Raw genomic sequence first — 19652 nt, forward strand, 5'->3', positions numbered from 1 at the left:
GGGCAGGCGGTGGTGCGGTGCGGGGCGCTCAGGAGAGCAGCGGGTTCAGCATCCAGAAGAAGACGGCCGCGACCAGCGCCGCCGCCGGGATGGTCAGCACCCAGGCGAGCCCGATGTTCTTGGCGACGCCCCAGCGCACGGCCGACAGCCGCTTGGTGGCCCCGACGCCCATGATCGCCGAGGTGATCGTGTGCGTCGTGGAGACCGGCGCGTGCAGGACGAAGGCGTTCACGTAGAGCACGACCGCCGAGACCGACTCGGCGACGAAGCCGCGCGCCGGGTCCAGCTCGATGATCTTGCGCCCGAGCGTGCGCATGATGCGCCAGCCGCCGGAGTAGGTGCCCGCGGAGATCGCCGCGGCCGCTGCGAGCTTGACCCACAGCGGGATCCCCTCGCCCGGGGCGGCCCAGCCGACGGTCAGCAGCGCCAGGTAGATCACGCCCATGGTCTTCTGCGCGTCCTGCAGGCCGTGGCCCAGCGCCATCGCGGCGGCCGAGGCGGTCTGAGCGAGGCGGAACCGGCGCGTGGTGCGCGAGGGGGAAGCGTTGCGGATGAGCCACAGCAGGCCGACCATCACGAAGAACGCGAGCCCGAAGCCGACCACCGGCGAGATGATCATCGGCAGGACGACCTTGTCGACGATCGCGCTGCCGTAGATGCCCAGTCCGCCGGCGAGCCCGGCGCCGACCAGGCCGCCGATGAGGGCGTGCGTGGAGGACGACGGCAGGCCGAACCACCACGTGATGAGGTTCCACGTGATGGCGCCGACCAACGCGCAGAGCACCACCACGAGGGCGGAGTGCGGTGAGGCGTCCTGCAGGTCGACGATCGAGGTGGCGATGGTCTCGGCCACCTCCGTGCCGAGCAGCGCCCCGGCGAAGTTCATCACCGCGGCCATGATCAGCGCCGCGCGGGGCGTCAGGGCGCGGGTCGAGACCGAGGTGGCGATGGCGTTCGCCGCGTCGTGGAAGCCGTTCGTGTAGTCGAAGCCGAGTGCGAGCGCGACGACGAGGATGACAAGTGCGAGTTCCACCGGGGCTCAGGACTCCTTGAGCGCGATGGTCTCGACGGTGTTCGCCACCTTCTCGAACGCGTCAGCGGCGTCCTCGAGCTTCTCCACGACCTCCTTGAGCTTCATCAGGAGGATCGGGTCGGAGATCTCGTCGAAGAGCTGCGCGAGCAGCTTGCGGTGCGTCTTGTCGGCCTGGTTCTCCAGGCGGTTGACCTCGACCCAGTAGTCGGCGAGGTCCTCCATCGAGCGCAGGCGCGGCATCGCGTCGGCCGTCAGCTCGGCGGCCCGCTGCAGCACCTGGACCTGGTCGGCGACCCGTGCCGGGAGCTCCTCGAGCTTGTAGAGCACGATGAGGTCGGCGGCCTCCTCCATGAAGTCCATGCAGTCGTCCAGCGCCGAGGCGAGGCCGTAGATGTCATCCCGGTCGAACGGGGTGACGAAGGTCTGGTTGAGGCGACGCATGATCGTGTGGGTCGCGTCGTCGGCGAGGTGCTCCACCTCGACCAGCTGCTTGGCGATCGCCTTGCGGGCGGGGCGCTCGGCGCCGATCAGCTCGGCGAGCAGGTTGGCGCCCGTCACGAGGTGCGCTGCCGAGGCGGCCAGGAGGTCGAAGAACGAGGTATCGCGCGGGGTCAGGCGCAGGCGCACGGCAGGCTCCGATGGGGGGGATGCAGGTCGGGCACAGGTTAGAGCAGGTACGACGGGCGTCGCACACACCGCATGTCCGGACGTGCATGGTGTCGGGGGTTGGACGGGGCAATTCGAGGGCGACGCCGGACCGCAGAGCGCCTGTCGGCGCGAAGGCCGCTCGAGGCGGCATTGTGTGGAGCCCGGGGCTACCGCGATCCGACGTCGACAAAATGATACGCCCGGCGCCTCAGGGTTCGACGACGTCTCAGTCGAGCTTCTCAGCCCGCCAGAGCGATGCCGCCTCCTCGAGCTCTTCAGCCGTTCTGACCAGCGAGGACGCGCCACGGGTGAGCCGGCGAGCCGCCGTGTCGTCGGTCGCCTCGAGGTAGTCGGCGTCGAAGGCGGCGCCTGTGGCGAGCACCCGGCAGAAAGCCGCGCCGCGCTCCAGGGCCACCGCGAGGTCGCCCGCGTACACCCCGGACAGGACTGCGTCGGCAACTTCGCGCACCTCGTCGGGCCCGGGAGGGCTCGCGACCCCGGCCACGGCGTCGTGCACGGGCGCCGCGTCCAGGCCCAGGCGGTACCGCTCGGCGACGGTCCGCGGATCGCGCCGCACCCACTCGCGCAGCACGTACAGCCGCCACAGGGCTCCCGGCAGGGTCGCCGACGGACTGTCGGCCCACATCGCGGCCACCACGTCCAAGCCCTCGGCCTCGACGAGGCGGACTAGACGCTCGACCAACTCGGGGTCGTCGGCGCCCGTGCGCCCCTGCCGGACGATGGCGCCCGCGGTGGTGTGCGCGACCTCGGACCTGACCGCGGGGTCGATGCCGCCGGGCAGGTCCTCGGCCTGCTGCTGGTCCAGCCGGGCAGGTCGTCGCGGACGTCTCGCCGCGCCGTCTGAGGTGCTCATCGTTACATTGTCAACGAGGCCGATGTCGGTGCACACCCCCGGGTGGAGCGCTCGTTCGGACGAGGCACGGGTCACTGGAGGCGAACCATGGCGCAGTCCGCAACGGGTCCGGCACAGGAGCGTCACCCTGATCACAACAAGGCCGTCGCGCTCGCCGTGGCGGCCGCCGTCGGCGGGTTCCTGTTCGGCTTCGACAGCTCGGTCATCAACGGGGCCGTCGACGCGATCGAGGACACCTTCGAGCTGAGCGCCACCCTGACTGGCTTCTCGGTGGCGGTGGCGCTGCTGGGCTGCGCGGTCGGCGCGTGGGCCGGTGGCCGGCTCGCCGACCGCTGGGGCCGGCCGCGCGTCATGCTGCTCGGCGCGATCCTCTTCTTCGTGTCCTCGCTGGGCTCGGGCTTCGCGTTCTCGGTGTGGGACCTGATCATCTGGCGCATCGTCGGCGGACTGGGCATCGGCATCGCGTCGGTGATCGCGCCCGCGTACATCGCCGAGATCGCGCCCGCCGCGATGCGCGGGCGGCTGGGCTCGCTGCAGCAGCTCGCGATCACCCTCGGCATCTTCGCAGCACTGCTCTCCGACGCGCTGTTCGCGAACCTCTCGGGCGGCGCCAACGAGCCGAGCCTGTTCGGCCTGGCGGCATGGCGGTGGATGTTCCTCGTGGCCGTCATCCCGGCCGCGGTGTACGGCATCCTCGCGCTCCGCATCCCGGAGTCGCCGCGCTACCTGGTGGCCGAGGGCCGCCAGGAGGAGGCGGTCCGGGTGCTCTCCCGGGTGCTCGGCCCCGACGAGGACCCCCGTGCCCGCGTGCGGGACATCGAGAAGACCATCGAGTCCGACAAGGCCCTGGCCAACCAGGCGTCGTTGCGCGGCTCGACCTTGGGGCTGATGCCCATCGTGTGGGTGGGCATCCTGCTGTCCGTCTTCCAGCAGTTCGTCGGCATCAACGTGATCTTCTACTACTCCACGACGCTGTGGCAGGCGGTCGGCTTCGACGAGTCCGACTCCTTCATCGTCTCCGTCATCACCTCGGTCACGAACGTGGTCGTGACGTTCATCGCCATCGCGCTGATCGACAAGGTGGGACGCCGGCCCATCCTCATGACCGGGTCGTTGGGCATGGCGGTCACGCTGGGCATCATGGCGCTGGCGTTCACCCAGTCCGTGGGGCCCGCGGACGACGTCACCCTGCCCGGCGCGTGGGGCCCGATCGCGCTCGTCTCGGCGAACCTGTTCGTGGTCTTCTTCGGCGCCTCGTGGGGCCCGCTCGTCTGGGTGCTGCTCGGGGAGATGTTCCCGAACCGTATCCGCGCGGCGGCCCTGGGCGTCGCGGCCGCGTGCCAGTGGATCGCCAACTTCCTCATCACCGTGTCGTTCCCGCCGATGCTCGACGCGTTCGGCGCGACGGGTCCGTACCTGATGTACGCGGTGTTCGCGGCGCTGTCCTTCTTCTTCGTGTTCTGGAAGGTGCCGGAGACCAAGGGCGTCGAGCTCGAGGACATGACGGGCGCGACGCGTCAGCGCAAGCCTCGCGCCGTCTGACCAGCGGCCGTCTGACCAGCGGCCGTCTGACCAGCGGTGGCGTGCAGCTCGACGCCGAAGTCGACGTCGGCGAGCAGCACGGGGAGCCCGCTAGCCATCGACTGGTTCGCGGCGATGCCGACCGCGGCGGCCCGCACCCCGTCCAGGTAGCCCGCGGCCCGGCCCAGCGGGTCGTCCTGCGCCCCGCGGAACACGTCGGCGAGCAGGATGGCGTCGCCGCCCCCGTGGCTCCCGGTCCCCCGCGGGATCGGGTGCTCGTGGGCCCGGGACCAGTGTCGTTGCACCAGCAGCCGCTCGCCGTGCGGGCGCGGGCCCTCCTCGACGACGTCGGGCGTCGCGCTCGGGTCCAGCACCGCGTTGCCCTCGGCGTCGGGCTGCACGGCGCCCCGCTCGACGACCTCGAGCTCGGCGCGGCCGGCCGTGCCGTTCACCGTGACGCGGTAGCCCTCCCAGGGGCTGTGCGCGTTGAGCGAGTAGGCGAGAGTGGCGCCCCGGGCGTAGTCCACGAGCACCGCCATGTTGTCCTCGATGGTGATGCCCGGGCCGAAGACGTCTTGATCGCGCAGGTACCCGTCGTGCTCCTCGGCGTCCAGGTAGAGCGCCGCCAGGCGGGGGTCGGCCCGCAGGTCCAGCGAGAACGGGTCGCCGGTGGCGCCGGTGCCGCGTGCGGGCCGTGGCCCCATCGACCGGGCGCGGGCGTTGTCGTCGCCGTAGAACCGGAGCCCGCCGGAGGCGAAGACTCGGGTGGGCACGTCGCCGAGCCACCAGTTCACCAGGTCGAAGTGGTGGCTGGACTTGTGCACCAGCAGGCCGCCGGACTTCGACTTGTCCCGGTGCCACCGGCGGAAGTAGTCGGCGCCGTGCACGGTGTCGAGGGCCCATTCGAAGTGCACGCTGGTGACGTCGCCGATGGCGCCGCTCACGATGACCTCGCGCAGGGCCGAGTTCCGTGGCGAGTAGCGGTAGTTGAAGGTCATGACCACATCGCGGCCAGTGCGGGCGACGGCGTCGCTGATGCGGCGGCAGCCGGCGGCGTCGATGGTGAGCGGCTTCTCCAGGACGACGTCGGCCCCCGCGTCGAGGGCCCGGGCGACGAGCTCGGCGTGGGTGTGGTCCGGGGTGGCGATGACCACCCGGTCGACGTGCTGCTCGGCGATCATCTGCTCGAGCGCGTCGGGCTGGTAGCGGGGCAGCTCGGCGCCGATGCGCGTGTCGTAGTACGCCGCGCGGGCGGGGTTCGGCTCGCACCAGGCGACGAGCTCGGCCAGGTCTGCGTGCTCCCCGACGATGGCGTCGATGTACATCTGGGAGCGGTGCCCCGCGCCGACCACGGCGTGCCGTCGGCGCGCCGGAGTGGCGGGGGGCGGGGACCCGAGGTCCGCGGCGGGGTGGTGGGCGGTGCTGGCCGATGCGGGCGACGACGACGGCATGGTGTCCTCAGCGTTCTCTCGGCGCGATGCGCCGCTCCATTGGGAAAGCGCGTTCCGTGCACGTCACACTAGTCCGCGCGTGGGGCGGCATCTAGGCTCTACAACGTTGGAAGAGTTGGCGATGACGCCGACACGAGTCACTCAGGAGAACTGATGCCCCACCCGCGCGCCCAGGTCGTGCTGCACCCCGACTTCCAGGTCGGGGAGATCGACCGCCGTCTGTTCGGATCCTTCGTCGAGCACCTCGGCAGGGCCGTCTACACCGGGATCTACGAGCCGGGCCATGCCACCGCCGACGAGCACGGCTTCCGTCGCGACGTCGCCGACCTCACCCGCGAGCTCGGGGTGAGCGTGGTCCGCTACCCCGGCGGCAACTTCGTCTCGAACTACGTCTGGGAGGACGGCGTCGGCCCCCGGTCCGAGCGCAAGCCGTTCATCGACCTGGCATGGCGCACCATCGAGCCCAACGACATCGGCACCGACGAGTTCCTGCAGTGGGCCGAGCGCGAGGGCATCGAGCCGATGATGGCCGTGAACCTCGGCACCCGGGGCGTCGCCGCGGCCGCAGCGCTCGTCGAGTACTGCAACGGCGAGGCGGGCAGCCGCTGGGCCGACCTGCGCATCGCGAACGGCCGTGTGAAGCCCTACGGCGTGCGGCTGTGGTGCCTCGGCAACGAGATGGACGGCCCGTGGCAGATCGGGCACAAGGATGCCGAGTCCTACGGGCGGCTCGCCGCCGAGGCCGGGAAGGCCATGAAGCTCGTGGACCCCAGCATCGAGCTGGTGGTGTGCGGGTCCTCGTCGATGCAGATGGACACCTTCGGCTCGTGGGAGCGCACCGTCCTGGAGCACACCTACGACATCGTCGACCACCTGTCGATGCACGCGTACTACGAGGAGCTCGACGGCGACCGCGCGAGCTTCCTGGGCTCCGGCACGGCGATGGACCGCTTCATCCGCCGGGTCGTGGCCTCCGCCGACGCGGTCGGGGCCGAGCGCCGCTCCGACAAGCAGATCACCATCTCGTTCGACGAGTGGAACGTCTGGTACCTCGCCAGCCGGTTCCCCGGCGAGAAGAACCTGCCGCTGCAGCGCGACGCTCCGCGCATCATCGAGGACGTCTACTCCGGGCTCGACGCCGTCGTCGTGGGCGACCTGCTGGTCACGCTGCTCAACCACGCCGACCGGATCCCCGTCGCGTGCCTGGCGCAGCTCGTCAACGTCATCGCCCCGATCATGACCGAGCCCGGCGGGGCGTCCTGGCGCCAGCCGACCTTCCACCCGTTCGCCGAGACCGCCCGGCTGGCCCGCGGCGCGGCGCTCGACCTGCGCGTCACCGCCCCCACCACGAGCACCCGGCAGCACGGCGACGTCCCGATCGTCACCGCCGCCGCCACGTGGGACCAGGGCGCGGACGGCGACGGCGACGTGGCCCTGTTCCTCGTGAACCGCTCCTCCGAGCCGGTCGAGGTGGACATCGCCCACCCCGGCCTCACCCTCGCGCTCACCGGAGGCGTCCAGCTCGTGGCCGACCACGAGCCGGCCGTGCCCGGACCCGAGCACGCCGCCCGCGTGATCGACCGGTGCCTGTCCTCCGTGGCCGCGCCCGACGCGGGCCAGGACGGCGCCCGCACCACGCTGACCCTCGCGCCGGAGTCCTGGACGGCCTACCACGGGACCGCCCGCCGCTGACCACCGCCCCGGTGGACGTCGCCCGATCGGCGTCCACCGGGTGGTCCGGGCGGCGGATCGCGACGCCCATCGACGGATGGCGGCTCCCCCGCTGCGGCACACTCGTGCCTATGTCCCGTCCCATGTCCCGCACCGACGAGGTCGTCGACGGCGTCAAGCGCATGATCCTCGACGGCCGGCTGCGGCCCGGCGACCGGCTCCCCGTCGAGAAGGAGCTGGCCGCGGAGCTCGGGGTGTCCCGCGGCTCCCTGCGGGAGGGCGTGCGCGCGCTGTCGATCCTCGGCGTGCTCGACACGCGGCAGGGCGACGGCACGTACGTCACGAGCCTGGACCCCGAGCGGCTCCTCGCGCCGATGGGCTTCGTGATCGACCTGCACGGCGAGAGCGACGCCGAGTCCTTCCACGCGGTCCGCCGGCTGCTGGAGACCGAGGCGGCGGCGCTCGCGGCCCGCTCGATCGACGAGAGCGGGCTCGCCGAGGCTCGCCGCCTGCTCGACACGGCCGCCGGCGCGCTGCACGAGGAGCCCTTGGACCACGAGCGCCTGCTCGAGACCGACATCGCCTTCCACCGCGCCATCGCCACAGCGGCGGGCAACCCGGTGCTCGCCGCGCTCGTGGAGACGCTCGCGAGCCGCACCGTGCGGGCCCGGCTGTGGCGCAGCCGCACGGACGACGACGTGGTCCGCCGCACCCACAGCGAGCACGAGGCGATCCTCGACGCCCTCGCCGCGGGCGACCCCGACCGCGCGCGCCTGCGCATGGCCATGCACCTGATCGGGGTGGAGGACTTCGTCCACTCCGCCGGGTCCACCGGGGCCGGGGGGACGGGGCACCCCTCGCAGGGCGGATGACGCGCTAGCCGGCCGGGACCGCCTCCCCGACCAGCGCCGCCGCCACGACAGCCGGGGCGCCCCGGCGCAGCTCGAGCCCCAGCCGCAGGCTCCCGCAGCGCAGCGCGACCGCGGCCACGTCCGCCGGGTCCTCCGCCTCCTCCAGGTCGGGCGCGTCCGCGTCGCGCGCGTCCCGCCGCTCGTCGAGGGTGAGGACCGCCTCGACGAGCTCGCCCTCAGCCCAGGACAGGTCGACCGTGATCCCGCCGCGCACCCGCAGGCCGCGGGCCGACCCGTCGCGCCACCCCGGAGGGAGGGCCGGCAGCAGGTGGACCTCGCGGATCCCGTCGACCACCCGGTGCCCCTGCACGAGCAGCTCGACCACGCCGGCCGTGAACCCGAGGTTGCCGTCCACCTGGAACGGCGGGTGGGCGCTGAACAGGTTCCGGTACACCCCGGCCCCGTCGCCCGCCGGGGCCAGCAGCGCGTGCACGAGCGCCTCCGCGCCGACGCCGTCCTGCAGTCGGGCCCGCAGGGCGAGCCGCCAGGCGAGGGCCCAGCCGGTGGACCGGGGGCCCCGGGCGTCGAGGGTCGCCGCGGCGGCACGGGCCAGCTCGGGGGTGCTCTCCGGGTGCACCCACCCTCCGGGGTGCACGCCGATCAGGTGCGAGGTATGGCGGTGCTCGGGCTCCGCGTCGACGAGGTCCTGCGACCACTCGGCGAGGCGCCCGTCGGGGCCGACCCGCTCCGCCGGCAGCCGGTCCAGGGCGGCGACGACCTCGGCCCGCCACGCGTCCACGTCCACGGGCTCCTCGGTGTCCGGGTCCAGGTGGTCGACCCTGTCCTCCAGCACGCCCAGCGCCGCGAGGGTGCAGGCGAGCGTCCCGCGCACGAGCGCCAGGTCGGAGGTCGTGGAGGTCGACACCGCCGCCGGGGCGCCGTCCTCGGCCACGAAGTGGTTCTCCGGGCTCGTGGCGGGCGACGTGCCCAGGGACCCGTCCGGCTGCTCGACGAGCCAGTCCAGGCAGAACCGGGCGGCGCCGTGGAGCAGCGGCCAGGCCCGCTCGAGGGCGGCCGCGTCACCGGTGTACTCGTAGTGGTCCCACACGTGCTGGACGAGCCACGCGCCGCCCAGCGGCCACGCCGTCCAGGACGGGTCCCCGTCGCCCTCCCCCGCCGGCAGCGTGAACGCCCACGCGTCCGAGTTGTGGTGCGCGGCCCAGCCGCGGGCGCCGTACAGCTCGCGGGCGGTCGTGGTCCCCGAGGCCGCGACCCCCGGCAGCCAGGCCAGCAGCGGCTCGGCGCACTCCGCCAGGTTCGCGGGCCCCGCGGGCCAGTACGCCATCTCCAGGTTGATGTTGGTGGTGTACGCGGAGCTCCACGCCGGGCGCACGTCCTGGTTCCAGATGCCCTGCAGGGTCAGGGGCATCGTCCCGGGCCGGGAGCCCGCGATCATCAGGTACCGCCCGTACTGGAACAGCAGCGCGGCGAGGGCGGGATCCCCACCCATGACGGCGTGCCGCGCGACACGGGAGTCGGTGGTCAACGCGTCATGACCCGAGTTCCCGCCCAGGTCGAGCTCCACCCGGTCGAACAGCGCCGCGTGGTCGGCGACATGCTCGGCGCGCAGCGCCCCGACAGGCCGCTCGGCCGCCGCCGCGACGGCGCCCCGGGCCCGACGGAGCAGCTGCCCGACGTCCCCGTGCGGCGGGCGCATCGCCCCGGCGTAGTCCGTGACCGAGGTGAGCAGCACCGTCACCTCCCGGGCGCCGTGGACGGTCAGGCCGTCGTCCCGCACCCGCAGCGTGCCGTCCGTGACGACCCGCATCACCACGGCGGCCGTGATCGCGACGCCCGGGCTGTCGTCGTAGACCACCGGCTCCGGGGCGTCCTCGTGCGGCGGGTGGACGTGCGAGGGCATGCGCACCGTCCCGGCCCACAGGTCCACGTCGCCAGGCGCCAGCTGCACCGGATGCGGGGAGGTGACGCGCACCAGCAGGTCGACGGGCACCTCTGAGGCACGGTGCACCACCAGCACGCCGGCGGGCGCGCTGACGAACGCCTCCTGCGTGGTGCGCTCGCCCTCCTCGCCGAACCGATGGCCCGCGACCGCCTCGCCCAGGTCGAGCCACCGCCGGTAGCCGGGCGGAACCTCGTCCTCCGGGCGGCCCGGCTGCTCCACGACCAGGTCCACGAGCGGCTGGTACGCCTGCGCATGACCGTGCTGCAGTCGCCGCACCAGCTCCTCGGCGCGACGCACGTCCCCCTCGGCGAGGGCGTCCCGCGCGGCCCGCACCACCTCCGGCCCCTCCCCGGGCGCCAGCAGCGGCCGACCGGAGGCGGTCGCCGGCGACCCGGACCAGCAGGTGTCGTCGTTCACCTGGAACCGGTCGCGGCGGACCCCGCCGAAGCACATGGCCCCGAGCCGCCCGTTGCCCAGCGGCAATGCGTCGGTCCACAGATCGGCGGGTCGGTCGTCGTGTATGCGCACCCTGGTCCCCCTTCGCTCGGGCCGGCCAGACGGCCAGGTCCCCCACGTCGCGGACCGCCGTCGTGCACCTGACCGAAAGGTCCGATCCTGTCAGGAAGATCGGCCGCCGTCCTGCGGGAACGCGTCGGAGGCGCCATCTCCGCGGCGAGATCGGGCGGGGTGCGCCCAGACATGCCTCGACCCGGGACCGACGTGCGGTCCCGGGTCGAGGGGGTGGTGCTGGTGGCTCAGGCCTGCTTGGGCAGCGGGCCCGTCCCGGCGTCAGCCGAGCCGGTGGCCGGCGCGGCCGGCGGCAGGTCCGTGCCCGAGCCCGGCGTGCCGACGGCGCCCACGTGCGCGGGCTCCTTCGACAGCGAGTCGTTGGCGACGCCCTTGAACGTGAACTCGCCGAGGATGCCCTCGCCCTCCGCGTCCACGATCACCTTCTGGCCGGACTTGATCTCCCCGAACAGGATCTTCTCGGAGAGCTGGTCCTCGATGTCGCGCTGGATCGCGCGACGCAGCGGACGGGCGCCGAGCACCGGGTCGTAGCCCTTCTCCGAGAGGAGCTTCTTCGCGGCGTCGGTGATCTCGATCGACATGTCCTTGTCCCGCATGCGGGCGTCGAGCTTGGCGATCATCAGGTCGACGATCGCGAAGATCTCTGGCTGCGAGAGCTGCGGGAACACCACGACGTCGTCGACACGGTTCAGGAACTCCGGGCGGAAGTGCTGCTTCAGCTCGTCGTTGACCTTCGCCTTCATCCGGTCGTAGGACGTCGACAGGTCGCCGCCGGCCTGGAAGCCGGTCTGCAGGCCCTTGGCGATGTCCCGCGTGCCGAGGTTCGTGGTCATGATGATCACGGTGTTCTTGAAGTCGACCACCCGGCCCTGCGAGTCGGTCAGGCGACCGTCCTCGAGGATCTGCAGCAGCGAGTTGAAGATGTCGGCGTGGGCCTTCTCGACCTCGTCGAACAGGACGACCGAGAACGGCTTGCGGCGCACCTTCTCGGTGAGCTGGCCGCCCTCGTCGTACCCGACGTAGCCGGGGGGCGAGCCGAACAGCCGCGAGACGGTGTGCTTCTCCGAGAACTCCGACATGTCGAGCTGGATCAGCGCGTCCTCGTCCCCGAACAGGAACTCGGCGAGCGCCTTGGCCAGCTCCGTCTTCCCGACGCCCGTGGGCCCCGCGAAGATGAACGACCCACCGGGGCGCTTCGGGTCCTTGAGGCCCGCACGCGTGCGGCGGATGGCCTGGGACAGCGCCTTGATGGCCGCCTCCTGGCCGACGACCCGCTTGTGCAGCTCGTCCTCCATCTTGAGCAGGCGGCTGGACTCGGCCTCGGTCAGCTTGAACACCGGGATGCCGGTCGCGATCGCCAGCACCTCGGCGATGAGCTCCTCGTCCACCTCGGCCACGGCATCGAGGTCGCCCGACTTCCAGGCCTTCTCCTTCTCGATGCGCTTGAGCCCGAGCTGCTTCTCGGCGTCGCGCAGGCGAGCGGCCTTCTCGAAGTCCTGCTCGTCGATCGCGGACTCCTTGTCGCGGCGCGTCTCGGCGATCTGCTCGTCGAGGTCGCGCAGCTCCGGCGGAGCCGTCATGCGGCGGATGCGCAGGCGCGCGCCCGCCTCGTCGACCAGGTCGATGGCCTTGTCGGGCAGGAACCGGTCGTTGACGTAGCGGTCCGCGAGCGTCGCGGCGGCCACCAGGGCCCCGTCCGTGATGGACACGCGGTGGTGCGCCTCGTAGCGGTCGCGCAGGCCCTTGAGGATCTCGATGGCGTGCTGCAGGTTCGGCTCGGAGACCTGGATCGGCTGGAAGCGGCGCTCCAGGGCCGGGTCCTTCTCGACGTACTTGCGGTACTCGTCGAGCGTGGTCGCGCCGATGGTCTGCAGCTCGCCGCGCGCCAGCATCGGCTTGAGGATGCTGGCCGCGTCGATCGCGCCCTCCGCGGCGCCCGCCCCGACGAGGGTGTGGATCTCGTCGATGAACAGGATGATGTCGCCGCGCGTGCGGATCTCCTTGAGGACCTTCTTCAGGCGCTCCTCGAAGTCACCGCGGTACCGGGAGCCGGCCACGAGCGCGCCGAGGTCCAGCGTGTAGAGCTGCTTGTCCTTGAGCGTCTCCGGCACGTCCCCGCGGACGATGTCCTGCGCGAGGCCCTCGACGACGGCCGTCTTGCCGACGCCGGGCTCGCCGATCAGCACCGGGTTGTTCTTGGTGCGGCGGGACAGCACCTGCATGACCCGCTCGATCTCCTTCTCGCGCCCGATCACCGGGTCGAGCTTGCCGTCGCGCGCGGCCTGCGTGAGGTTCCGACCGAACTGGTCGAGCACCGCAGAGCCCGAGGGCTGGCCCTCGGCCGGGCCGCCCGAGGCGACCGGCTCCTTGCCCTGGTAGCCGGACAGCAGCTGGATGACCTGCTGGCGCACGCGGTTCAGGTCGGCGCCCAGCTTGTTGAGCACCTGGGCGGCGACGCCCTCGCCCTCGCGGATGAGGCCGAGCAGGATGTGCTCGGTGCCGATGTAGTTGTGGCCGAGCTGCAGCGCCTCGCGCAGGCTCAGCTCCAGGACCTTCTTGGCCCGCGGCGTGAACGGGATGTGCCCGCTCGGCGCCTGCTGCCCCTCGCCGATGATCTCCTGGACCTGGGCGCGCACGGCGTCCAGCGAGATGCCGAGGGACTCCAGGGCCTTGGCCGCGACACCCTCACCCTCGTGGATCAGGCCCAGGAGGATGTGCTCGGTGCCGATGTAGTTGTGGTTGAGCATCCGCGCCTCTTCTTGGGCGAGGACGACCACGCGACGGGCTCGGTCCGTGAATCTCTCGAACATGTGCACTCCTCACGAGCGACGTGCTTGGTCGGTTGCCCGGGCAGGGCCGCGGGCCCGACAAGGCGGCGTTGTTCGATGCTAACGGCGGCGCCCCGCCCAACCTGCCCGTGTTCGCCGCAGGCGTGACGCCGGCAGGGTCACCAGCCCCGCAGCTGGGGCGACTCCTCGAGGTAGGCCTCGTACAGGGCGCGCTCCTCGGGGGTGAAAGCCCGCGCCGCGTGGGTGGCCTGGTCGAGCTGGACCATGCGGGAGCGGGCGCGCAGGTAGACCGTGGCGGAGTCGGCCGCGTCCACGATCTCGTAGGCGAAGTCGACCGACGAGCGGCCGATCCGGGACACCCACACCTCGACGGCGAACGGCGCGGGGCGGAACGTCAGCGGGGCGACGTAGTCGATCTCGTGCTTGACGACCACGAGCAGCGACGCTGTGAGCGCCCCGAGCTCGTCCACGCCCATGGAGGGGAACAGGGTGAACCGGGCGTCGTCGAGGTAGCGCAGGTAGGCGGCGTTGTTGACGTGCCCGAACAGGTCGACGTCCGACCAGCGCACCGGCATCTCGACGCGGCCCCGGTGCGTCCTGGTGGTCTGTGGCGCTGTCGTGTCCATGGCGGCAACCCTACGACCGGCGGCTCGACGTCCGGGCGCAGGGCTGCCGCGCGGGTCAGGTGGTGTAGTCCGCGTTGATGCGGATGTACCCCTCGGTGAGGTCGCACCCGTACACGGTGAACGCCCCCTCGGCGATGCCGAGGTCGACCTCGATGACCACCTCGTCGTTCCTCAGGTACGCCTCGAGCTGCGACCGTGCCTCGGGCGTGGGGAGCCGGGGGTAGGTCTCGAGCCCGCCGAACGCGATGCGGACGGCCTCCTGGCGGATGTCCTCCTCGGTCGAGCACTTCCCGATGGCCATGGCGACCCGGCCCCAGTTCGGGTCGGCGCCGTGCACCGCGGTCTTGACGAGCGGGGAGTTCACGATGGCCTTGCCGACCAGCTTGGCCTGGGCGTCGTCGCGCGCGCCCGTGACCCGCACCTCGATGAGCGTCGAGGCGCCTTCGCCGTCGGAGGCGATCATCCGCACCAGCTCGGTGCAGACCTCGAGCAGCGCGGCCTCGAGCTCGTCCAGGTCGACCGGCCCCGCGGCGCCGGAGGCGAGGATCGCGGCGGTGTCCGAGGTGGACGTGTCGGTGTCGACGCTCACCGCGTTGTACGTCCGGGCGACCACGGCGCGGAAGACCCGGTCCAGGTCCGCGGCGGGGACCTGCGCGTCGGTGTAGACGAAGGACAGCATGGTCGCCATGTCGGGCTCGATCATGCCCACGCCCTTGGCGACGCCGACGACGGTCGCGGCGCCCACCTGGCGGGAGGCGGCCTTGGGGTGCGTGTCCGTGGTCATGATGGCGCGGGACACCGCGTCGAGGTCCACCGGCGCCGCCGCGGGCAGGGCGGCCAGTCCGTCGCGCAGCGCGTCCATCGGGTACGGCACGCCGATGACGCCGGTCGAGGCGACGAGCACCTGCTCGGGCGCGCAGCCGGCGCGATCGGCGGCCCAGGACTGCAGCTCGCGGGCGTCGGCCAGGCCGGCGTCCCCGGTGGCGACGTTCGCGTTGCCGGACACCACGACCACCGCGCGCAACCCCGCGAGGTCGCCCGCGCGGCTGAGCGTCACGCTCGGGCCCGAGAACAGCGACCGGGTGAACACGGCGGCCGACGTGCTGGCGCCGGTGGCGTGCACCAGGCTGACGTCCGGCCGGCCGTCCTTGACGCCCGCGTTGCCGGTGACGCCGACGAACCCGGCGACGGTGGTGGTCATGCGAACTCCTTGGTGTGGGTGGTGCGGAGGGGGACGGGTTCTGGGGTTGGCGACGCGTCGCCGCGCGGCTGGGCGAGCTCGGCCGCCCACGCGGCGAGGCAGCGGTCGCCGACGGTGTCCTGGTGCAGCTCGCGGCCGAGCCAGCGCAGCATCGCGCCAGGGCGCTCGAGCTCGAGATAGGTCACCCAGGGGTCGGACGGGCCGGCCAGCGGCGTGGGCCGCCAACCGAGGGCCAGCACGGTGTCCACCACGGTCAGCGGCGCGGCGCCCGAGCCGCCGCTGACGACCCCCGGCAGGGCCCGCGCGGGCCGGGACAGGTCCAGGTCCTCGACCTGCAGCGGTCCGACGGCGTCGTGCGCGGCCAGCTCGCTCCACAGGTCGCCGCCCGCCTGGCCGGCGCGCCCGAGCACCAGGGTCTCGCGGAGCAGGGCCCGCGCCCCCTCGCCCAGGCGCGCCCGGGTGCGGCGGTGGGTGCGGGCGCCGTCGGACACCACGAACGGGAGCGCGCCCCAGGTGAGCGTGGCGCCGGCGCCCAGGCGCACGTCGACGTCCCACCGCGAGCGCTGCTCCCCGCCGTACGCCACCGTGCCGGTGGTCTCCACGACCTCGAGCCAGGCGCCGTCCGCGACGTCCACCTCGACCTCGACGACGTCGCCCGCCAGGAGCAGGGCGCCGTTGGCGACCAGGGCCACGCGCGCGCCGGTCGCGTCCTGCTCGAGCACCCGCGCCGCCAGCGCGCCGGACCGCAGCTCGAGCATGGACCGCCCGGGCCCCGGCGCGACGACGATCCGGGTCACGCCGGCTCGCCCACCGCGGCGCCCTGCGGCGCGTCGTCGTGGTCGTGGTCGTGCGTGTGGGTGAAGCCGCCGTCGGGGTGCTCCTCGTCGGCGTGGAAGTGCGGCGCCATCGGCCCCGGGTCCACCGCGACGTGGCCGCCCGCCCGGTACCCGGCGAGGGTCTCCAGCACCCAGGCGACGAGCTCGTCCACCGACGCCTCGTCGTGCCGGGACAGCGCCACCACGGGGCGCCCGTCACGCGCGGCGACGCCCTCGCGGACCATGCGCTCCACGTCGACGCCCACGTACGGGCCCAGGTCCGTCTTGTTCACCACGAGCAGGTCGGCGCGGGCGATGCCGGGGCCGCCCTTGCGGACCACGTCGCCGCCGCCGGCCACATCCAGCACGAAGATCTGCGCGTCCACGAGCGCCGGGGAGAACGTCGCGGTGAGGTTGTCCCCGCCGGACTCGACGACCACCAGGTCGAGCGGCGCGAAGTCGGCCTCGAGGTCCTCGACGGCCAGCAGGTTCGCGGTCACGTCGTCGCGGATCGCGGTGTGCGGGCAGGCGCCTGTCTCCACCGGGCGGATCCGATCCGGGTCGAGCACCCCGGCGGAGCGCAGGAACCGCGCGTCCTCGTCGGTGTAGATGTCATTCGTCACCACGGCCAGCGAGAGCTGGTCCGCGAGCCGGCGGCACAGCGTCGCGATGAGCGAGCTCTTCCCTGTGCCGACCGGGCCGGCGACGCCCAGACGCATGGCCCGGGCAGGCTCGGCGGAGGCGGGCGCGGCAAGGGCGGCAGGGGCGGCGGGTGTGATGTCCTCAGGCACTGAACAGCCTCTCGGTCGTGGCGGCGTGGGTCTGCGCCCACCGTTCCATGAGCGGCGCGCCGCCTGCAGGGATTTCCACGGGGTGGCGCAGGTGCGACACCCGCGCGGCGAGCGCGTCGATCTCCGGCAGCAGGTCCACGACCATGCCGGTGGTCTCGAGCGGGTCGGCAGGCTCGAGCTTGAGCAGCGCGGCGACGACGGTCTGCACGTCGTCGTAGCCGACGAGCCGCCCCAGGTCCCACGCGTCCAGCCCGGCCCGGTGCGCCAGCACGCCGAGCACCACAGGACGCGGCCAGGCGCGCGCCGCCGGCTGGCCGAGCGGGTCCGGGCGACCGGGGGCGACCGGCCACAGCGTCCGGGCGACCCGCAGCTGCCCGCGGCCCAGCCGCCGCGCGTTGGCCCGGAGCGCCGGCGACGGCGTCCGGGCGGCCCACGCGGCGTCGACGGCGGCCAGGTCCTCCCCCGCGGCGGCCACGGCCCGCGCCACGACGGCCGTGCCCGCCTCGACCGCGGTCACGGTGCGCAGCCGGGCACGGGCGTAGTCGGCGACATCGCCCGCCCGCAGGCCCGCTCGCAGCGCGGGCTCGAGCCCGCCGGACTGCGTGTGCCCGCCGGAGGGCAGGCGGGCGTCGGCGAGCAGGGTCAGCAGCAGGGCGGAGGGGACGGCGAACGACCCAGGGGCGGGCGGCGCCTCGCCCGCGGCCCCGGCGCCAGTCGGAGCAGCCATCAGAACATCGAGTAGAGCCGGCCGAGCGGCACCTCGTCGACGGGGGCGGGCTCCACACGCTCGCCGTCCACGTCGATCTGGAAGGTCTCGGAGTCGATGTCGATGCGGGGGCACACGTCGTTGTTCCGCATCTCCGCCTTGGTGACCGCGCGGGTGTCCGCGACGCCCATCAGCCGGCGCCGCAGCCCCAGGCGCTCCGCCACGCCGTCCTCGAGCGCCCGCGGCGCCACGAAGGACACCGACACGTCCGCGCCGATCGCGTCCGCCAGGGCCGGGCGCATCAGCACCGGCTGCGGAGACGGGATCGAGGCGTTCGGGTCGCCGAGGGCTCCCCAGACGAGCGCGCCGCCCTTGATCACCACCTGCGGCCGCACCCCGAAGAACCGGGGGTCCCACAGCACCAGGTCGGCGAGCTTGCCGACCTCGACCGACCCGATCTCCGCGTCGACGCCGTGGGCGATCGCCGGGTTGATCGTGTACTTGGCCACGTACCGGCGCGCGCGCTCGTTGTCCGCCGGGAGGCTCGACGAGAGCGGCCCACGACGGTGCTTCATCACGTGCGCGACCTGCCAGGTGCGGGTGACCACCTCGCCGATGCGGCCCATCGCCTGCGCGTCCGAGGACGTCATGGAGATCGCGCCCATGTCGTGCAGCACGTCCTCGGCGGCGATGGTCGTCGCCCGGATGCGGGACTCCGCGAAGGCCAGGTCCTCAGGGACCCGGGGGTTCAGGTGGTGGCAGACCATGAGCATGTCCAGGTGCTCGGCCACCGTGTTGCGGGTGTGCGGCAGCGTCGGGTTGGTGGACCCCGGCAGCACGTACGGCTCGCCCGCCAGCCGCATGATGTCGGGCGCGTGGCCGCCCCCGGCCCCCTCGGTGTGGAACGCGTGGATCGAACGGCCCGCGATCGCCGAGACCGTGGACTCCAGGAAGCCGGCCTCGTTGAGCGAGTCCGAGTGCAGGGCCACCTGCAGGCCCCAGTCCTGCGCGGCGCGCAGCGCGGCGTCGAGAGCCGCCGGGGTCGAGCCCCAGTCCTCGTGCACCTTGTACCCGGCCGCCCCGTTCAGCGCCTGCTCGGCGAGGCCCGCCGCGCTGACGGTGTTGCCCTTGCCCAGCAGCAGCACGTTGACGGGCAGGTGGTCCAGGCTGCGGTGGATGGCGCGCAGGTGCCAGGCGCCGGGCGTGACGGTGGTGGCCTTGGTGCCCTCCGAGGGGCCGGTCCCGCCGCCCGCGATGGTGGTGATGCCGGTGGCGAGCGCCTCGACCACCTGCGACGGCGAGATCAGGTGGACGTGCGCGTCGAACCCTCCGGCCGTGAGGATCTTGCCCTCGCCGCTGATCACGTCCGTGGACGGGCCGATGCGCAGCGCCGGGTGGACGCCGTCGGCCACGTCGGGGTTGCCCGCCTTCCCGAGGGCGACGATCCGCCCGTCGCGGATGCCGACGTCGGCGCGCACCACGCCCCACCAGTCGAGCACCACGACGTTGGTGATCACGGTGTCGGGAGCGCCCTCGGCGCGGGACGTGGACCCCTGCAGCATGGACTCGCGGATCGACTTGCCGCCGCCGAACACCGCCTCGTCGCCGCCGGCGGTGCGGTCCTCCTCGACCTCGATCCACAGGTCGGTGTCGCCCAAGCGCACCTGGTCGCCGACCGTCGGGCCGTACAGCGCCGCATAGCGGGCCCGCGGGACCACGAGGGCGGGCACGTGCGGGGCGGTGGCGGCCCCCGTGGCCGCAGCCATGCGCGCCGTGCCCGCGCTGCGCGGCGCGTCGTCCTCCGGCGCCACGACGTCGCCCAGCGCGCCGCCGTCGTCCTTGCCGCGCTGGATCCCCGGGACGCGCCGCGCGCCGCGCAGGGTGACCGCGGTGACGGTGCGCGAGGCCCCCGGCTCGAACCGCTGCGAGGTGCCCGCCATGACGTCGAGACGGAAGCCGTGCGCGGCCTCGCGGTCGAACCTCAGCGCCGGGTTGGCGTCCGGCAGGTGCAGGTGCGAGCCGATCTGCACCGGGCGGTCGCCCGTGTTGAGCACCACGAGCTCGATCCGCTCGTGCGGGGCGCGATCGGCGTTGAGCTCGACGTCGCCCTCGGCGACGCGAACGGCGCCCGGGCCGGTGGTGGAGTGGCTGGCCATGGTTCTCCTCAGGGCTGCGGCAGGACGG

Annotated in this window: 15 protein-coding genes and 1 pseudogene; 3 read left to right on the forward strand and 13 right to left on the reverse strand. The window is 73.2% G+C overall.

Features of this window, described 5'->3' with window-relative positions:
* Nucleotides 1–28: 28 nt before the first annotated feature.
* From NP064_RS14495 to NP064_RS14505, 3 genes are all read right to left on the reverse strand, one after another.
* Complete coding sequence (locus NP064_RS14495; protein WP_227570143.1) at nt 29–1033, reverse strand: inorganic phosphate transporter; 1005 nt, start codon at nt 1031–1033, stop codon at nt 29–31.
* 6 nt (nt 1034–1039) lie between these two features.
* Entirely contained in the window at nt 1040–1660 is a 621-nt protein-coding gene (locus tag NP064_RS14500; RefSeq protein WP_227570142.1) for a DUF47 domain-containing protein, read from the reverse strand.
* 247 nt (nt 1661–1907) lie between these two features.
* A complete protein-coding gene (locus tag NP064_RS14505) occupies nt 1908–2555 on the reverse strand; it encodes a hypothetical protein (protein WP_227570141.1) in 648 nt (215 codons plus the stop codon).
* Between the two features lie 87 nt (nt 2556–2642).
* Here NP064_RS14505 and NP064_RS14510 point away from each other — a divergent pair, with 87 nt between their 5' ends.
* Complete coding sequence (locus NP064_RS14510; RefSeq protein ID WP_227570140.1) at nt 2643–4097, forward strand: sugar porter family MFS transporter; 1455 nt, start codon at nt 2643–2645, stop codon at nt 4095–4097.
* On the opposite strand, the gene NP064_RS14515 is transcribed toward NP064_RS14510, so the two are convergent.
* Nucleotides 4073–5527, reverse strand: coding sequence for a Gfo/Idh/MocA family protein (locus tag NP064_RS14515; protein ID WP_227570139.1), 1455 nt, complete (start codon nt 5525–5527; stop codon nt 4073–4075). The two genes, NP064_RS14510 and NP064_RS14515, sit on opposite strands and share 25 nt — an antisense overlap.
* A gap of 153 nt (nt 5528–5680) precedes the next feature.
* Here NP064_RS14515 and arfA point away from each other — a divergent pair, with 153 nt between their 5' ends.
* Nucleotides 5681–7219 (forward strand): arabinosylfuranosidase ArfA, encoded by a 1539-nt coding sequence (arfA, locus tag NP064_RS14520; protein ID WP_227570138.1) that lies wholly within the window; start codon nt 5681–5683, stop codon nt 7217–7219.
* 110 nt (nt 7220–7329) lie between these two features.
* Nucleotides 7330–8070, forward strand: coding sequence for a FadR/GntR family transcriptional regulator (locus tag NP064_RS14525; protein ID WP_227570137.1), 741 nt, complete (start codon nt 7330–7332; stop codon nt 8068–8070).
* 4 nt (nt 8071–8074) lie between these two features.
* Here NP064_RS14525 and NP064_RS14530 read toward each other — a convergent pair whose 3' ends face one another.
* The 9 genes and pseudogenes from NP064_RS14530 to ureB form a co-directional block, all read right to left on the reverse strand.
* Nucleotides 8075–10540 (reverse strand): glycosyl hydrolase family 95 catalytic domain-containing protein, encoded by a 2466-nt coding sequence (locus NP064_RS14530; RefSeq protein WP_227570136.1) that lies wholly within the window; start codon nt 10538–10540, stop codon nt 8075–8077.
* Between the two features lie 227 nt (nt 10541–10767).
* Nucleotides 10768–13350: an ATP-dependent Clp protease ATP-binding subunit gene (locus NP064_RS14535; RefSeq protein WP_227570135.1), complete on the reverse strand. Its 2583-nt coding sequence runs from the start codon at nt 13348–13350 to the stop codon at nt 10768–10770.
* 137 nt (nt 13351–13487) lie between these two features.
* Entirely contained in the window at nt 13488–13955 is a 468-nt protein-coding gene (locus NP064_RS14540; RefSeq protein WP_227570134.1) for an acyl-CoA thioesterase, read from the reverse strand.
* Between the two features lie 55 nt (nt 13956–14010).
* Nucleotides 14011–15156, reverse strand: coding sequence for a bifunctional glutamate N-acetyltransferase/amino-acid acetyltransferase ArgJ (gene argJ / locus NP064_RS14545; protein ID WP_227570133.1), 1146 nt, complete (start codon nt 15154–15156; stop codon nt 14011–14013).
* Nucleotides 15153–15953, reverse strand: coding sequence for an urease accessory protein UreD (locus NP064_RS14550; protein WP_227570132.1), 801 nt, complete (start codon nt 15951–15953; stop codon nt 15153–15155). Before NP064_RS14550 ends, argJ begins: the two co-directional genes overlap by 4 nt.
* Entirely contained in the window at nt 15950–16762 is an 813-nt protein-coding gene (gene ureG, locus NP064_RS14555) for an urease accessory protein UreG (protein WP_489146090.1), read from the reverse strand. Before ureG ends, NP064_RS14550 begins: the two co-directional genes overlap by 4 nt.
* Entirely contained in the window at nt 16755–17489 is a 735-nt protein-coding gene (locus NP064_RS14560; protein ID WP_227570131.1) for an urease accessory protein UreF, read from the reverse strand. Before NP064_RS14560 ends, ureG begins: the two co-directional genes overlap by 8 nt.
* A complete protein-coding gene (locus tag NP064_RS14565; protein ID WP_227570157.1) occupies nt 17489–19234 on the reverse strand; it encodes an urease subunit alpha in 1746 nt (581 codons plus the stop codon). The genes NP064_RS14560 and NP064_RS14565 overlap by 1 nt, the downstream gene beginning before the upstream one ends.
* A 90-nt stretch (nt 19235–19324) precedes the next feature.
* Nucleotides 19325–19624, reverse strand: a pseudogene (ureB, locus tag NP064_RS14570) (urease subunit beta); the annotation flags it as partial.
* Nucleotides 19625–19652: the final 28 nt, after the last annotated feature.

The sequence above is a fragment of the Cellulomonas chengniuliangii genome (assembly GCF_024508335.1).
GTDB lineage: Bacteria > Actinomycetota > Actinomycetes > Actinomycetales > Cellulomonadaceae > Cellulomonas_A > Cellulomonas_A chengniuliangii.

Coding starts and splice junctions, on each gene's coding strand:
- NP064_RS14505 (WP_227570141.1), bottom strand. CDS start 2,555: ATGAGCACCTCAGACGGCGCGGCGAGACGTCCGCGACGACCTGCCCGG.
- NP064_RS14510 (WP_227570140.1), top strand. CDS start 2,643: ATGGCGCAGTCCGCAACGGGTCCGGCACAGGAGCGTCACCCTGATCAC.
- NP064_RS14515 (WP_227570139.1), bottom strand. CDS start 5,527: ATGCCGTCGTCGTCGCCCGCATCGGCCAGCACCGCCCACCACCCCGCC.
- arfA (WP_227570138.1), top strand. CDS start 5,681: ATGCCCCACCCGCGCGCCCAGGTCGTGCTGCACCCCGACTTCCAGGTC.
- NP064_RS14525 (WP_227570137.1), top strand. CDS start 7,330: ATGTCCCGTCCCATGTCCCGCACCGACGAGGTCGTCGACGGCGTCAAG.
- NP064_RS14535 (WP_227570135.1), bottom strand. CDS start 13,350: ATGTTCGAGAGATTCACGGACCGAGCCCGTCGCGTGGTCGTCCTCGCC.
- NP064_RS14540 (WP_227570134.1), bottom strand. CDS start 13,955: ATGGACACGACAGCGCCACAGACCACCAGGACGCACCGGGGCCGCGTC.
- argJ (WP_227570133.1), bottom strand. CDS start 15,156: ATGACCACCACCGTCGCCGGGTTCGTCGGCGTCACCGGCAACGCGGGC.
- NP064_RS14560 (WP_227570131.1), bottom strand. CDS start 17,489: ATGGCTGCTCCGACTGGCGCCGGGGCCGCGGGCGAGGCGCCGCCCGCC.
- NP064_RS14565 (WP_227570157.1), bottom strand. CDS start 19,234: ATGGCTGCGGCCACGGGGGCCGCCACCGCCCCGCACGTGCCCGCCCTC.